Below are 14,449 nucleotides of genomic sequence, written 5' to 3' on the forward strand. Positions count from 1 at the left end.
TGGCCGATGGTCACGGTGCGGGACCCGGAAGCACAGCCATCGAGAGAGCGGGAGACGCCCCACCGCCGGGATGCGTTCACTCGGATGGCCCGTGCGCCGGGCCACGCCGGCAGGTGTCCTCGACTCTGGAATCCCGGGTGTCGCCCGACGCCCTCGCACCGAAGGAACGACATGCGAATACCCTGCAAGTCGCGCCGCGACCTGACCGTCGTCCGTTGGGGCGTGGCACTTCTGGCGGTATCGGCAACCGCCTCCACGCTGGGAGCCGTGACGGCACAGGCAGGTGGTCCGAGCGGCGATCCCGGCAGGCAGAAGCCCACGATCGTGCTCGTGCACGGCGCCTTCGCCGACGCGTCGAGCTGGAACGGTGTCGTGGAACGCCTCCAGAAGAACGGCTACACGGTGGCTGCACCGGCCATCCCGCTCCGCGGCATACCCCAGGACTCGGCCTACCTCGCGAGCTTCCTGAAGTCCATCAAGGGACCGATCGTGCTGGCCGGTCATTCCTACGGCGGCGAGGTGATCTCCCAGGCCGCCGTCGGGAACGACAACGTGAAGGCCCTCGTGTACATCAACGCGATCATGCCCGACGTGGGAGAATCGTTCTCCAGCCTGTCGGCGAAGTTCGCTCCCGCCCCCCTCACCAAGGCCCTGAAGCAAGTGCCCTTCCGCAACGGTGACGGCACCACCGGCACGGACGTGTACGTACAGCCGGACAGACTGCACCAGGTGTTCGCCGCGGACCTGCCCACGAGTCAGACCGATATTCTGGGAGCCACGCAGCGGCCGATCGCGCTGTCGGCGTTTGCGGACAAGCTCACCGGCGCCGCATGGCGGGACAAGCCCGTCTACGTCCTTGTCGGCAAGCAGGACCAGGCGATCAACCCGAGCCTGGAGCGGTACGAGGCGAAGCGGGCGAACGCCCGAAAGACGGTGGAGATCAACTCCTCCCACGTGTCCCTGGTCTCGCAGCCGCAGGCGGTCAAGAATCTGATCGTCGACGCCGCCGAGAACTACATGTGGAAATAGGGCGACGGGGAATAGGACGCCCGCACCGTACTAGGGCGTGTGTCGAAAGTGAATCTTGAACGTGAGATGATCTTGGTTCGTGGCACGTGGAGATCTGACGGACGCGCAATGGGCGGTGCTGGAACCGCTGTTGCCGAAGGGCAAGAAGCCCGGACGGCCGCCGACGTGGGCCAGGCGGCAGCTGATCGACGGTATACGGTTCCGGATCCGCACGGGCATCCCGTGGCGGGACCTCCCCGCCGAGTACGGTCCGTGGGGTCGGGCGTACGACCTTTTCCGGCGCTGGCAGCGGGCCGGCACCTGGCATCGGATCTTCACCGAACTCCAGGCCCGGGCCGACGCGAAAGAGTTGATCACCTGGGACATCAACGTCGACTCCACCGTCGTCCGGGCCCACCAGCACGCCGCCGGTGCGAGGAAAAAGGGGAGCTGCAGAAGGAGCCGCCCGGCGGCCTCACCGTCGAGCCTGACGACCACGGGCTCGGGCGCTCGCGCGGCGGCCTGACGACCAAGCTGCACCTGGCCGTCGAACAGGGTCAGAAGCCCATGGCCATCGTGATCACGGCCGGGCAACGGGGCGATTCTCCGCAGTTCGAGCCGGTCCTGGACAAGGTTCGTGTCCCGCGTCGTGGGCCGGGCAGGCCGCGCACCCGGCCCGATCGCGTGCGCGCCGACAGGGCGTACGCCTCCCGGAAGAACCGTGCTCACCTGCGGCGGCGCGGGATCCGCTGCACCATCCCGGACAAGGCCGACCAGGCCCGCAACCGCAAGAAACGCGGCTCGCGCGGCGGCCGGCCCCCGAAGTTCGACCCGCAGGACTACAAGGCCCGGCACGCGGTCGCGTGCGGCATCAATCGCCTGAAAAGGCACCGAGCTGTGGCCACCAGATACGACAAGCTCGCGGTCCGCTACGAGGCGACCGTCCTCGTCTCGGCCATCAACGAGTGGCTGTGACTGGCCACGTCACGATGGCGCTGCGTAACAGCGGATGGCCACCGTCTGATGCGGGCTCCACTGCTGCTCGACCATAGCCATCAGCTCCCAGCCCAGCCGCTCATACAGGGCTGTCGCTGCGGTATCGGATGCGACGACGTCGAGCACCGGATGCAGGCCACGACGCCGCGCTTCCTCCACTGCTTGGCCAATCAGCAGTGCGCCGATCCGATGTCCCCTCGCCTGCGGGGCAACGAACAGCCTGCTGACCACGGCGGTCATACCTCGCGTCGCCCCGTTCCGCTCGCTCCACAACATCGGGGCCAGATCGCCTTCGCCGCCTTGCGACAAACTGACATGCCCAGCCAGGCGGCCTTCGAGTTCGGCAACCCAGGAACCCAGCAGGGGACCGCGTGACAGCCACTCGCCGGGCTGATCAGGCCAGTTCACCGGATAGCCGTCAAGCTGATGGACCTCCGCGAGGACCCGCACGCACTCCGCAACATCGCCATCAACCCTCTGCCGGACCCGGCGGCTCGGCCTCTCAACAGGCACCCCAGAGCTCTCGATGTTCACTCCGGCATAGAAACACAGGCCACAGAGTCACAACCAGCCACTTTTGACACACGCCCTAGCTTGATCTTTAACCTCTGGCCTCGAACGACGTGTCGTACTTGATCACTCGCGTCGGTAACCGCCGTACGCGCGGGCGGCCTTCGGCTGATCATGTGCTCCGACCAAGGAATACACCTGACCAGCACGAAGGCCGTGAGGATGAGTGTGTTGCATCATGCTGTCCGGCAGGAGCCGTTCGCGGAACTGTCACGCTTCCGGGGCGAGTTCTACTCCTGCCTGACTCGGCGTGCGGATGCGCTGCTCGAGCTTGCTGACGCGGTGCTGTGTGTGGATGGCCCGGTGCGGTCGCTGGTGGAGCTGTCGCTGGTGGGCGAACACCGCCGCGGGCACGGCGGGCTGTATGACGCTCTGGCCGCAGGCCGGGTGGACATCGCCCGGCTGCGGCGGGCGCTGGCCGCAGTGTCTCTGCCTCGGGCAGCGGACGGCCGGCTGGTGCTGGCCGCCGACATCACCTGCTGGCTGCGCCCCGATGCGCACACCTCACCGCAGCGGATCCTGTGCCATACCTACGGCCGTGGCAAGGACCAGCACATCCCCGTCCCCGGCTGGCCGTACTCGATGATCTGCGCACTGGAATCGGGCCGTAGTTCGTGGACCGCGCCGCTGGACGCCCTGCGGCTGGCTCCGGGCGACGACGCCGCCACCGTCACCGCACGGCAGATGCGCGAGCTGGTCGAGCGGCTGATGGAGGCCGGGCAGTGGAAGGACGGCGATCCGGACGTGCTGATCGTGGTGGACGCCGGATACGACGTTCCCCGACTGGCCTTCCTGCTGAAGGATCTTCCGGTGCAGGTGCTGGGCCGGATGCGCTCGGACCGCGTCCTGCGCCGGGCGGCCCCACCGCGCGAGCCGCATACGATGGGCCGTCCACCGCGTCACGGCGGCGAGTTCGTCTTCGGCGACCGAACCACGTGGGGCACACCCAATGTCCAGACCGTGACCGAGACCCGTCTGTATGGCACAGCCACCGCCCAGGCATGGGACAGGCTCCACCCGCGGCTGACCCATCGCTCCGCCTGGACCGCTCAGCTGGGCGTCCTCCCGGTCATCGAAGGGACCGTGATCCACCTGCGGGTGGACCGCCTGCCCAGCGGCGCCACCCCGAAGCCGGTATGGCTGTGGTGGTCAGGCACCGACGCCACCGAAGCTGACGTCGACCGGCTCTGGCAGGTCTTCCTGCGACGCTTCGATATCGAGCACACCTTCCGGCTGTTCAAGCAGACCCTGGGCTGGACCTGCCCGAAGATCCGTACTCCCGAGGCGGCCGACCGATGGACCTGGCTGATCCTCGCCGTCTACACCCAGCTGCGGCTGGCCCGACCGCTGGCCGTCGACCTGCGCCGACCGTGGGAGAAACCGAGCCCGCCGAACAGGCTCACCCCTGCCCGCGTCCGCCGCGACTTCCGGCACCTCCGCCCACACGTCGCCTGCCCCGCCCAGGCACCGAAACCCTCCCGCCCTGGCCCGGGACGGCCACCCGGCCGCAAGAACACCCGGCCCACCCCACGCCACGACGTGCACACAGTCCGCAAAACAGACACCGCGAGACCCAGCAAGAAGAAGTCAACGGACCCACGACCCCGCCGCACAGGTTAAAGATCAAGCTAGTACTCCAACCGTAGATGTGATGCTGTCATGCACCGCAGCCGTTGTCGGCACTGTCGGACAGCGGCCTGACCCAGCGGGTCCACTGCTCCTCCGCGTGGTAACCGGCGGCGCGCCAGGCATGCTGACCGAGTTCGTTGTGGTCCAGGACCATTGCATCGGCCCGGCGGCCGCCGAGTGTCACGAAGCGTTCGTGGGCGGCGGCGATTAGCGCCGCGGCGATGCCCTGGCGGCGCTGGTCCGGGTCGACTGCCAGCCGGTAGAGGTGGCAGCGCCAGCCGTCGTAGCCGGCGATGACTGTGCCGACAATGGCTCCGTCCTGTTCGGCCACCAGCAGGGCCTCTGGGTCACGGACGAGTAGGCGGGTGACCCCGTCCTTGTCGTCGGTGATGCTGGTGCCCTCGGCCGACCGGGCCCAGAAGGCCAGCAGTGCGGGAACCTCGGCGATGCTCGCGGTACGGATTTTGATGTAGCCCATCAGGGTTGTCTAACAGGAGCGGCACCAGCGGAGCAGGGCATTTCGGCTATCGGACACTGACTCAACGACGACACCCAGCACGGACTCGGGTGCGGCCGCCGGTAATCATCGTGAGGTGTGTGGACTGACCATGAAGCGGTGGCCGCAGGTCACAGCGTAGTGCCCGCCGGGTGGCGGGCCATGTTTGAGGGCTTGATCGGCCAGATCGCGGGCCGCTTCGCGCGGGTTGAACCCAGGCTTCGAGCCCGGCAGTTGGTGCTCGGCTTGCTGGCTGACCTGCCGCGCAAGAACTGCTGGACGAGCGCCGAGCACTCCGGGGACACCAGCCCGGACGGGCTGCAGCACCTGCTCGGCCGGGCCAAATGGGACGCCGACCTGGTGCGGGCCGACCCGCGCGCCTTCATAGTGGAGCATCTGGCCGATGACCAGGCCGTGCTGGTGATGGATGAGACCGGCGACCTGAAGAAGGGCACGCATACCGTCGGCGTGCAGCGTCAGTACACCGGCACCGCCGGACGAATCGAGAACTCCCAGGTCGCCGTCTACCTCACCTACACCTCCCCACACGGACACGCAGGCATCGACCGCGCGCTCTACCTGCCCAAATCCTGGACCAGCGACCCGGAGCGATGCCGACAGGCCGCCACCCCAGACGAGGTCGGCTTCGCCACCAAGCCCCAACTCGCCCAGCAGATGATCGAGCGGGCCCTAGACGCTGGAGTCCCGACCGCCTGGGCAGCCGGCGACGAGGTCTACGGCAACAACCCGAACCTCCGCTCCGCCCTGGAGAAACGGCAGCTCGGCCACGCGCTCGCGGTCTCCAGCACCCACCGCATCCCCACCCCGGCCCGACCGCAGCGCGCCGACCACCTCGCCAAACGCATTCCACGCCGAGCCTGGCAAAAGCTGTCCGCCGGGACGGGTGCGAAAGGCCACCGCCGGTACGACTGGGCACAAGTCGCCATTACCGCAAACGATCTGCCGGGCCACCAGCACCTACTGGTCCGCCGCAACCGCACCACCGGCGAACTCGCCTACTACCGCTGCTGCTCACCCCGCCCAGTGCCACTGCTCACCCTGGTCAAAGTTGCCGGCAGCCGCTGGACGGTGGAGGAGACGTTCCAAAGCTCGAAGACCCTGGCCGGACTGGACGAGCACCAGGTCCGCCGCTGGGACTCATGGCACCGATGGGTCACCCTGGCCGCCCACGCCTTCCTCGCCGTCACCGCAGCCCTCGAACGCCGCCATACCCCGGCCGACGACGGCACCAGCCCCGACGGCCTCATCCCGCTCACCTGCAACGAGATCCAGCGCCTGTTCACCGCACTGCTGCTCCAGCCCGTCCACGACCTCGCGCACCGACTGCGCTGGTCCACCTGGCGCCGACGACACCAAGCCCGCGCCCGCCACAGCCACTACAGCCGCCAAGCCGCCCTGCAACCATGAAGATCACATCTACGGCTGGAGTACTAGGCTGAGGATGTCCACATATGCCGGGGTCGATGTCCGCGGACACCTCCCGTTCTTTCACGTCGACGGCATGCACCCACCAGGAAGTGGCGGTCCGGGCCGTTGCCCGGAGGCGGCGCCGGACCGAGAGGGCTTCTGTATCCGGCGTCGTTGGCCAGCCTTCGGAACACCGGATTGGTCCGTCCAATTACGCCGGCAGATCTCTGCACTTCAAGAAAAACTCATCACGGGAAATTCTTCACTGAAATCCCACGCATTCGTGTCCCACATCCCCCAGACGAAGTGCGTCAAATCCCGTTGAAAATTTCGCGAGGCCGAAATATGCGCATCTCGGTCGGCCACGAGTTGCAAGCAGCTGGATACGTGCCCACACTTGATGGGCAAGTTTGAACCGGTCGCCTCATGCCCTGTCGAGGGCAGTGTGTTCCCGGAGGACCGTCCCATGGTCAAGATCCTGTGTGTGCTGACCGGCGCGAGTTACTGGACCCTGAAGGACGGGCACCGACATCCCACCGGGTACTGGGCCGAGGAGTTCGTGGCGCCTTACAGCGTGTTCACCGAGGCCGGACACGAGGTCACCGTGGCAACTCCGCACGGGGTCGTGCCCGTCGTGGACACGATGAGCCTCAGGCCCCGTATGGCGGGCGGCGAGGAGAACGCGCTGCGGGAGGAGGCCGTCATCGAGGAGGCGGACGAGCTACGGCATCCCTTCTCCCTGAAGGATGTGCGCCTCGACGACTACGACGCGGTCTACTACCCCGGAGGCCATGGCCCGATGGAAGACCTCGCGGTCGACCCGGACTCCGGGTCACTGCTGCGGGAGGCACTCGCCTCCGGCCGTCCACTCGGCATCGGCTGCCATGCCCCGGCCGCTCTCCTCGCGACCCGTGACGCGAACGGCGGCACGCCTTTCGCGAACTACCGGGTGACGGGTTTCTGCAATGAGGAGGAGGCCGGAGTCGGTTTCGCCGAGAAGGCCAAGTGGCTGCTGGAGGACGAGCTGAAAAAGCTCCCCACCGAGTACTCCCGGGGCCCCGCGTGGGAGCCGTACACGGTCGTGGACCGCAACCTCTTCACGGGGCAGAACCCCGCGTCCTCGGGACCGCTCGCCAAGGAGCTCGTCGAAGCTCTGCCCTGACCTCGCTTACGTCGAGTTCAGTGAGGCCGCTCCCCGATCCGCTCGGCAGCCTTTTCGGCGATCATGATCGTGGGTGCGTTGGTGTTTCCACTGATGACAGTCGGCATGACCGAGGCGTCGACGACACGGAGTCGCTCGACTCCGTAGACCTCCAGATCCGAATTGACGACGGAGTCGTGTCCGGTTCCCATGGCGCAGGTGCCCACCGGGTGATACGCCGTGGCACTCCATCTGCGGACGTGCTCTTCGAGAGCCGCGTCGTCCAGACCGTCCAGGTCGTCACTGGCCGGCAGGTACGACCGCCCCAGGTATTCGGCGAACGGTGCGCGGTGGGCGATGCCCATGACCGCTCTGAGTCCGGCGACCATGACCGACGCATCCACGGGCACGTCGAAGTACCGGGGATCGATCAACGGCGGGGCCTGCGGATCAGCCGACGCGAGACGGACGGTGCCGCGAGTCTGCGGGTGCAGGGGGACGCAGTTCATCGTGAACACCGGCCGGTCAGGTTCTTCCTCACCGCTGCGAATGAGTGCCGTGGCCCCTCCCACCAGCTGGACGTCAGGACGGCTTTGGCCGTCCGTGACATTGAGGAACGCGCCGACCTCGCCGTAGTTGGAGGCGAAGGGCCCGTCGCCGTGTGTGCGCCACCGTTCGAGGTTGTCCGAGGTGAGCAGGTCCCGGACGATATCAGTGGAGTTCCGGGTCTCCCACACGATGGGAGCCATCAAGTGGTCCTGCAGGTTACGCCCGACGCCGGGCAGGGGGACTCGGACGTCTATCCCCACATCGTGCAGCTCGTCGGGATCGCCTATGCCCGACAGGAGCAGCAGCTGGGGCGAGTTGATGGATCCGCCGCAGAGCAGAATCTCCCCGTCGGCGTGGGCCGTCTGCTCCTGTCCGTCCCGGAGATAGGTGATGCCGGCCGCGCGTGATCCGTTGAGTGTGATCTTTGTTGCCAGGGCGCTGGTGCGTACCGTGAGATTGGGTCGGCCGAGGGCCGGGCGCAGATAGGCGTCGGCCGTGGACCAACGTCGCCCGTAATGGCATGTCACCTGGTACAGGCCGGCGCCGACAGGGGACGCACCCGCGAAGTCGTCGTTGCGGTCCAGTCCCCATTCCACGGCGGCGTCCAGCCAGGATTGTGAGAGTTCGTGGGTGTAGGTGCGGTCCTCGACGTGCAGGGGTCCGTTCGAACCGTGGTAGGGCTCGCCGAGGCGGCGGTTGGACTCGGACTTCATGAAGTAGGGCAGGACGTCGTCGTAGCCCCAGCCTTTCGCACCGTGCTCATCACGCCAGCTGTCGTAGTCGTTCCGGTTGCCCCGGGTGTAGATCATGACGTTGGTGGATGATGAGCCGCCCAGAGTCTTTCCCCGGGGCCAGGAGAAGGTACGCCCCGGCTGGGGCTGCTCGACCGTACGGTAGGTCCAGTCGGTATTCGATCCGAAGAGCATTCCGAGCGCGGCTGGGATGTGGATGAGTTCGTCGGCGTCGGGGCCGCCCGCTTCGAGGAGCAGCACCCGAACGCGGTCGTCGCGGCTCAGGCGGTCTGCGAGTACGCAACCGGCGCTGCCGGCGCCCACGATGACGTAGTCGAATCCTTCGGTTCCGGTGGAAGTCATGCTGGTTCCCTCGCCCGGCGAGCGGCCGTCGCCCGGACTCGCCGAGCCGGGCTACGGCTGTCGCATCAGGGGTGGTAGATCGACTGGAGTTGCTGGTATGCGTGAAGTCCCTCGGGCCCCAGTTCGCTGCCGAGTCCGCTGGCCTTCCTGCCTCCGTAGGGGGAGGCGAGGTCGGGCAGATAGCCGTTGAGCCCGACGGTGCCGGTCCTCAAACGGCGGGCCACCTGGGCACCATGGTCCAGGTCCGTGGTCCAGACGGTGCCGGCGAGGCCGTAGGCCGACTCGTTCGCCAGGCGCACTGCCTCGTCCTCGCCGTCGTAGGGTGTGATCGTGAGGACCGGGCCGAAGATTTCTTCCTGCGCGATGGTCGATGAGTTCTCGACGTCGACGAATACGGTGGGTTCGACGAACCAGCCTCGATCGAGGCCGGATGGCCGACCTCCTCCGGTGGTGAGCCGAGCCCCTTCGTTGAGGCCGGTCTTGATGTAACCCAGGACCCGTTCGCGCTGGCGCTGGCTGACGAGTGGGCCGATCTGGGTGTCGGGGTCGAGCGCGTCACCGACGACGGCGTCACGGGCCATCGCCGTACAGAACTCGACCACTTCGTGATACCTGTTGCGGGGGGCCAGGATCCTGGTACTCGCGTAACATGTCTGACCGTTGTTCAGCAGACTGGCCATGAAGAACTGCTCTGCGTTCGCGGCGAGGTCGGCGTCGTCGAGGACAACGGCGGCGGACTTGCCTCCCAGTTCCAGGGTTACCGGCCGCAGCAACTCGGCGCATGCGGCAGCCACTTGGCGTCCCGCTCTGGTGGATCCGGTGAACGACACCTTGTCGATGTCAGGATGGGAGACCAGATAGGCGCCGGTGTCACGGCCGCCCGGAACGATGTTGATCACGCCGTCGGGAATTCCCGCTTCCTCGACGGCCTCCGCCAGCAGCACCGAGTCGAGGACCGTCTCCGGAGCCGGCTTGAGGACGAGCGCGCAACCGGCCGCCAGAGCCGGGGCCACCTTGAAGAAGGCGATGGTCTGAGGGAAGTTCCAGGTCATTATGGCGGCTACGACGCCTGCGGGTTCCCGTCGGACCAGCGTGGTGCCACGGGGCAGTCCAGTACGCAGTTCCTCGGACGTCATGCTGTCGGCCAGACCCGCGTAGTAGCGCAGCAGGGCTGACGGCACCACCCCTTCGAAGGACCGGGCGACAGTGATCGGCATGCCGTTCTGCGCGCTGACGGCGGCGGAGGTCGCCCCCTTCCTGGCATCGAGCGCATCCGCGAGACGGATCATGGCGGCCGCGCGATGTTCAGGGCCCCAGAAGGACCAGCCGGTCGGTGCGTCGAATGCGGCACGAGCGGCTCCGACCGCCCGGTCGATGTCGTCCTGAGAACCGTCCGGAACGGCACCGAGATGATCGCCGGTACTCGCGGATGCGACGTTGATGACACGGTCACCGGACGTGTGCACCCAGCGTCCGCCGATGAACAGTTGGTTGGGATCCATTGGTGAACTCTCCCCACGGCATGGCCTTGGGACCACGACATTCCGTGGTGTTCGATACGTGGATGACCAGCGGGTACGAGGGTGCTCAGCGCGGTACGCAGGCCGCTGCCGGTCATGACTTTCCTGCGCAGTGGCCCGGCGCGTCGAACCTGCGGGGGGGCCACATCTGCGACGCCCCTTGCGGCTGGTACCGGCCCGGGGGGAGCGCTTTCATGATTCACAACTGAATGAATCCGACATTACACCTATCTGGGGTAGCCTGTCACCAGATGGGTGAAATGTGGGAGTAAATGCTGTGGCCGCCTCCCGACGAGGGAAGGCCGGACCGGCGGCTCAAGACATCACACGAGGCCACTGAGCATCGCGGTCGGCAGGCCGGCCCCCGGGTGCGTGACATCGCACCATGAGCAGGACGCCTCAAGGAGAGGCGGCACATCGTGAGGACATATGGCGGAGCCACGGCGGAACAGCGCGCTTCGCTCCGCCGTCGGCGCCTCATGGAAAGCGGACTCGAACTTTTCTCCACCCAGGGATACGCCCGCACATCGATCAGTGCGGTTCTCCGCCACGCCGGACTCAAAGACAGGTACTTCGCGGAGAGCTTCGCGTCCCTCGACGATCTCATGGCAGCGCTCATGAGAGACATCTACGAGGAACAGATCAGCCGGTGCACCGAGGCGATCGCCACAGACCAGCCGCTGCGCGACCGGGCTCGAAACATGATCGACCTCATCGCCGGGCTTCCTCTGGAAGACCCCAGAAAAGGGCGCGTCAAACTCACGGAATCCCTGGGTGCCGGTCCCCTCACAGCACGCGAACGGCGTCTGGGCCTGCAGCGAATGAGCGGCCTCGTGGACTCCCTCCTGAGGGAAGGGCTTCATGATCCCCGGATCGACACCGCCACCCTGTCCGTGGCCGTCGTGGGCGCGGTCAGCGAGATGCTGCTGAGCTGGTTCAACGGAGATCTGGGCATCTCAAGGGAGGAACTGGTGGAGCAGGGCCTTTTCCTCTTCGAGGCCATCACCGAGCATGCCTCGGCAACATCACGAGAATGACAGGGCAGCCACCGTCAACAGCTCCCAAAGACCATCCGGAGTCATCGTTCACCACGCTCAGCCGACCGCATCCACCGGCACCGCCACCTCCCCACCCGGCTTCCCGTCGGGTGGTGACTCAGCCGTTCACGACACCCGCGCGAGCTGGGTTGCTCGTCAGCTCAGCAGCGATCGAGGCCGTGCGGCCAGGATTGCCTCGGCCTCGTCACTGATCGTCCGGACCACTTCCGCGGCGGGACGGACGGCATCGACGAAGATCGCCGACTGGCCATAGAGAATCGCGCTCGTGTCAGGGTCGGGCGGGTCCTCAACGGGACTGACGCCCTTGGGGGGCGCGAATTCCTCTTCGCGGCCCCGCAGCGTCGCCTCGCGCTCTGACCACTCATCGGTGAACCGATTGCGGCGGACTCGTTCACCGATGGTCGCCGGCCACGGCAGCCCCGACACAATGTCGTAGGTCCGCGTCCATACGGTGTCGCTGCCATCACTCTCGACGATCAGGCGCTTGTGGACATCGTTTACCTCGATCGCTTCGGTCGTGGCGAGAAACGCCGTGCCCAGCCAGGCGCCGTCCGCCCCGGCAGTGAGGACGGCCGCGAGTGTGCGGCCATCGCCAATGCCTCCTGCGGCCAGCACCGGAACATCGGGGTAGCGCCTCACGATCCCGGCCAGGAAGGGCAGGAGGCCCATCGTTCCGGTATGGCCGCCAGCCTCGGTACCCTGCGCCACGAGGACATCGGCACCCGCGGCGACGGCCGCCTGTGCGTCGTCGTAGTTCTGTACCTGGCACATCACCCGGGCTCCTGCGGCCTTGGCTCGGGCAAGCCACGGCTGCGGGTCGGCGAACGACAGTGCGATGACCTCTGGTCGCTCTTCCAGAGCGGCCTCGAAATGCGGTTCGGTGAAGGGGAGGAACGGCGTGATGAAGCCGACTCCGAACGGGAGGTGAGTCGTGGCGCGAATGGTCGCGATCTCCGCACGGATCCAGTCAGGCCCTTTCCAGGGATGTGTACCCCCGAAGGAACCGAGCCCGCCGGCCGCGGAGACCGCGGCGGCGAGTGTTCCGCCGCTGTGCAAGGCCCTCGGGGCCGCCATCACCGGGTAGGTGATACCGAACATTTCGGTGAATCTCGTATGCAACATGGGTAGACGCTAGCGAACACGGTGAGTCCGGCCCACCAGAAGCGCCGTCTCGCCCGCGTGGAGCTACTCGATCGCAAAATGGAACCGCGGAGCGCCTGACCCGTCAGTCGGAGTGTTAGATGGTGCCGTAAAGCTCATAACACGATCTTGTTAAAGTGCTCTGGTTGGGCGTGAACGATGTGATGATTCGGCCGTTCGGGCGGCTGCGAGTACTCGGCCGTGGATCGTGGACGACGATTTGTGGTTCGACTGAATCGCAACACACGGCAGGGGAAGGCCCGCGCTATTCTTCGCGGACGGTGCAGTGGGCAAGTAAAAGTCTGCGCAACTGAGCGCATGCTGATGTTGTGAGGCTGATCAGGAACCAGCTCCGGGCAGCTTCTGCGACAGTTCGATCATGTTGCCCCACGGGTCGCGGAAGAACGCCAGTCGCCGGCTGATGTCCTCGATCTCGAAAGGTTCACCGATAAGGTCGACACCACGGCCAGCGAGTTCCGCACGTGCTTCGTCGACATCGGCGACATGGAAGCACATGTGCTGGTAGCCGCCGTGCTGCAGGCTGACTCCGAGGTCGTCGAGGACCTCGTTCGGGAAGGGTACCGGTCCGGCCAGCAGTTCTACATGGAAGTTGTCATCGTTGGGCGGGCAGAGGTACGCGAGCTTCAGCTCACCGTAGGGCCACTCCTGGAGCACTCGGAAGTCCAGCTTCTCCGTGTACCAAGCCTTCGCCGCGTCGTAGTCGGGAACACGGATACCAACATGGTGACCACTGAAGGATGAAAAGGGGCTTGATGGGTTTTTCGGCGGGTGGGCTGGCATGGGCATCGCGATCACTCCTAGCCTGCTGAACCATCAGGGGGTGGCGGGATGAACCAGACGGTTCAGCCTATCGCCCGGTTCGCTGCGGAATAATCAAGGTCCGGATATTCGTGATCAGGTTTGATGGCTCGCCGTGTAGAGCTTGTAACACGATTATGATCGGTGCCTCTTCAGTCGCATCCAGCAGATGAGGCTGCATGCCAAGGAGACGAAGGCGACGTGGAGTTCGGTTCGGCATTCCCAGCGGACGGCGAGCCGCTTGAACTGGTGGAGCAGGGCGAAGGGCTACGCGACGACGTAACGGAGTTTGCCCAGGCCCTTGATACTCGGCGCGCCCTTGCCGGAGATCACCGGCAGGATCCAGCGGCGTCGCAGCTCACGCCGCACGGCGTTCGAGTCGTACGCCTTGTCGCTCAGGACGCAGCCGGGCCGCCGCCGTGGACGGCCCGGACATCCGGCCACAGGCGGGATTCCGTCGACCAGGCCGAGGGTCTGCGGGTCTCGGACAGCGAACTGTCCGAGGCCCTTGTGCAGACGTGCTCAGCAGGCCGCGAGTCTCCGGGACTGTCAAGGGAAGCTCATCGTGTGGCGGTCTCACCCATTCCGCTAGGGAACCCGCGGCACGGCGCGAGAGGCACCGCGAGCCCGGCGCCACCGTCTGCACCCTCGCCGGGTCGGCCTTCGCCGAAGCGGTCACCCAGGCCACCGGCGCGGTCAGCAAGGACGAGTTGAGGAGACTGACCGTCGTATCGTGCCGGGCGAAACGGACGGTACGAACAGCTATGCACCAGACCCTGAACGCCCTCAGCAGATCCGCTCCTGCCCCTACCACCCGGCCTGGAGCACACCCCCACAGCGCCGTCTGCCCCAGCGGCCATCGACTGAACTGACCGCGCTGCGGACCAGTCGGTACAACGGCAGGCGGCAGGCGGCAGGCGGCAGGCGGCAGGCGGCAGGCGGCAGGCGGCAGGCGGCAGGCGGCAGGCGGCAGGCGGCAGGCGGCAGGCGGCAGGCGGCAC

General features: G+C 66.6%; 11 protein-coding genes and 2 pseudogenes. 6 read left to right on the plus strand and 7 right to left on the minus strand.

The features are described from left to right. Positions 1-267 precede the first annotated feature (267 nt). Entirely contained in the window at positions 268-1,029 is a 762-nt protein-coding gene (locus AB0A61_RS36270; protein WP_361302318.1) for an alpha/beta hydrolase, read from the plus strand. A gap of 79 nt (positions 1,030-1,108) precedes the next feature. Further along, a pseudogene (locus AB0A61_RS36275) lies at positions 1,109-1,983 on the plus strand (IS5 family transposase). A gap of 9 nt (positions 1,984-1,992) precedes the next feature. On the opposite strand, the gene AB0A61_RS36280 reads toward AB0A61_RS36275, so the two are convergent. Beyond that, the gene (locus AB0A61_RS36280) at positions 1,993-2,454 is read right to left on the minus strand and encodes a GNAT family N-acetyltransferase (RefSeq protein ID WP_361302370.1); all 462 of its coding nucleotides are present in this window, start codon (positions 2,452-2,454) and stop codon (positions 1,993-1,995) included. A 282-nt stretch (positions 2,455-2,736) separates the two neighbouring features. Here AB0A61_RS36280 and AB0A61_RS36285 point away from each other — a divergent pair, with 282 nt between their 5' ends. Next, complete coding sequence (locus AB0A61_RS36285) at positions 2,737-4,194, plus strand: NF041680 family putative transposase (RefSeq protein WP_361302321.1); 1,458 nt, start codon at positions 2,737-2,739, stop codon at positions 4,192-4,194. Positions 4,195-4,231: 37 nt separating this feature from the next. Here the strand turns inward: AB0A61_RS36285 and AB0A61_RS36290 are convergent, their stop codons facing one another. Further along, complete coding sequence (locus AB0A61_RS36290) at positions 4,232-4,681, minus strand: GNAT family N-acetyltransferase (protein ID WP_361302323.1); 450 nt, start codon at positions 4,679-4,681, stop codon at positions 4,232-4,234. Between the two features lie 195 nt (positions 4,682-4,876). On the opposite strand from AB0A61_RS36290, the gene AB0A61_RS36295 reads away from it, so the two are divergent. Continuing rightward, entirely contained in the window at positions 4,877-6,127 is a 1,251-nt protein-coding gene (locus AB0A61_RS36295; protein ID WP_361302373.1) for an IS701 family transposase, read from the plus strand. Between the two features lie 466 nt (positions 6,128-6,593). Beyond that, positions 6,594-7,289 (plus strand): type 1 glutamine amidotransferase domain-containing protein, encoded by a 696-nt coding sequence (locus AB0A61_RS36300; protein ID WP_361302326.1) that lies wholly within the window; start codon positions 6,594-6,596, stop codon positions 7,287-7,289. A 17-nt stretch (positions 7,290-7,306) separates the two neighbouring features. Here the strand turns inward: AB0A61_RS36300 and AB0A61_RS36305 are convergent, their stop codons facing one another. Together AB0A61_RS36305 and AB0A61_RS36310 are read right to left on the minus strand one after the other, a co-directional pair. Then, a complete protein-coding gene (locus tag AB0A61_RS36305) occupies positions 7,307-8,911 on the minus strand; it encodes a GMC family oxidoreductase N-terminal domain-containing protein (RefSeq protein WP_361302329.1) in 1,605 nt (534 codons plus the stop codon). 65 nt (positions 8,912-8,976) lie between these two features. Further along, complete coding sequence (locus AB0A61_RS36310; protein WP_361302332.1) at positions 8,977-10,413, minus strand: aldehyde dehydrogenase; 1,437 nt, start codon at positions 10,411-10,413, stop codon at positions 8,977-8,979. 437 nt (positions 10,414-10,850) lie between these two features. On the opposite strand from AB0A61_RS36310, the gene AB0A61_RS36315 reads away from it, so the two are divergent. After that, positions 10,851-11,468: a TetR/AcrR family transcriptional regulator gene (locus AB0A61_RS36315; RefSeq protein ID WP_361302335.1), complete on the plus strand. Its 618-nt coding sequence runs from the start codon at positions 10,851-10,853 to the stop codon at positions 11,466-11,468. Positions 11,469-11,624: 156 nt separating this feature from the next. On the opposite strand, the gene AB0A61_RS36320 is transcribed toward AB0A61_RS36315, so the two are convergent. The 3 genes and pseudogenes from AB0A61_RS36320 to AB0A61_RS36330 form a co-directional block, all read right to left on the minus strand. After that, positions 11,625-12,587, minus strand: a complete 963-nt coding sequence (locus AB0A61_RS36320; protein WP_361302338.1) for a nitronate monooxygenase — start codon at positions 12,585-12,587, stop codon at positions 11,625-11,627. Between the two features lie 381 nt (positions 12,588-12,968). Then, entirely contained in the window at positions 12,969-13,436 is a 468-nt protein-coding gene (locus AB0A61_RS36325) for a VOC family protein (RefSeq protein WP_361302341.1), read from the minus strand. A gap of 339 nt (positions 13,437-13,775) precedes the next feature. Next, positions 13,776-13,895: pseudogene (locus AB0A61_RS36330) on the minus strand (IS5/IS1182 family transposase); the annotation flags it as partial. Between the last annotated feature and the right edge of the window lie 554 nt (positions 13,896-14,449).

Source organism: Streptomyces sp. NPDC046197 (assembly GCF_040646295.1).
Lineage (GTDB): Bacteria > Actinomycetota > Actinomycetes > Streptomycetales > Streptomycetaceae > Streptomyces.

Bases quoted from the DNA above. Each gene is read 5' to 3' on its own strand.
- AB0A61_RS36285 (WP_361302321.1), top strand. From the start codon at position 2,737: ATGAGTGTGTTGCATCATGCTGTCCGGCAGGAGCCGTTCGCGGAACTG.
- AB0A61_RS36290 (WP_361302323.1), bottom strand. From the start codon at position 4,681: ATGGGCTACATCAAAATCCGTACCGCGAGCATCGCCGAGGTTCCCGCA.
- AB0A61_RS36300 (WP_361302326.1), top strand. From the start codon at position 6,594: ATGGTCAAGATCCTGTGTGTGCTGACCGGCGCGAGTTACTGGACCCTG.
- AB0A61_RS36305 (WP_361302329.1), bottom strand. From the start codon at position 8,911: ATGACTTCCACCGGAACCGAAGGATTCGACTACGTCATCGTGGGCGCC.
- AB0A61_RS36310 (WP_361302332.1), bottom strand. From the start codon at position 10,413: ATGGATCCCAACCAACTGTTCATCGGCGGACGCTGGGTGCACACGTCC.
- AB0A61_RS36320 (WP_361302338.1), bottom strand. From the start codon at position 12,587: ATGTTCGGTATCACCTACCCGGTGATGGCGGCCCCGAGGGCCTTGCAC.
- AB0A61_RS36325 (WP_361302341.1), bottom strand. From the start codon at position 13,436: ATGCCCATGCCAGCCCACCCGCCGAAAAACCCATCAAGCCCCTTTTCA.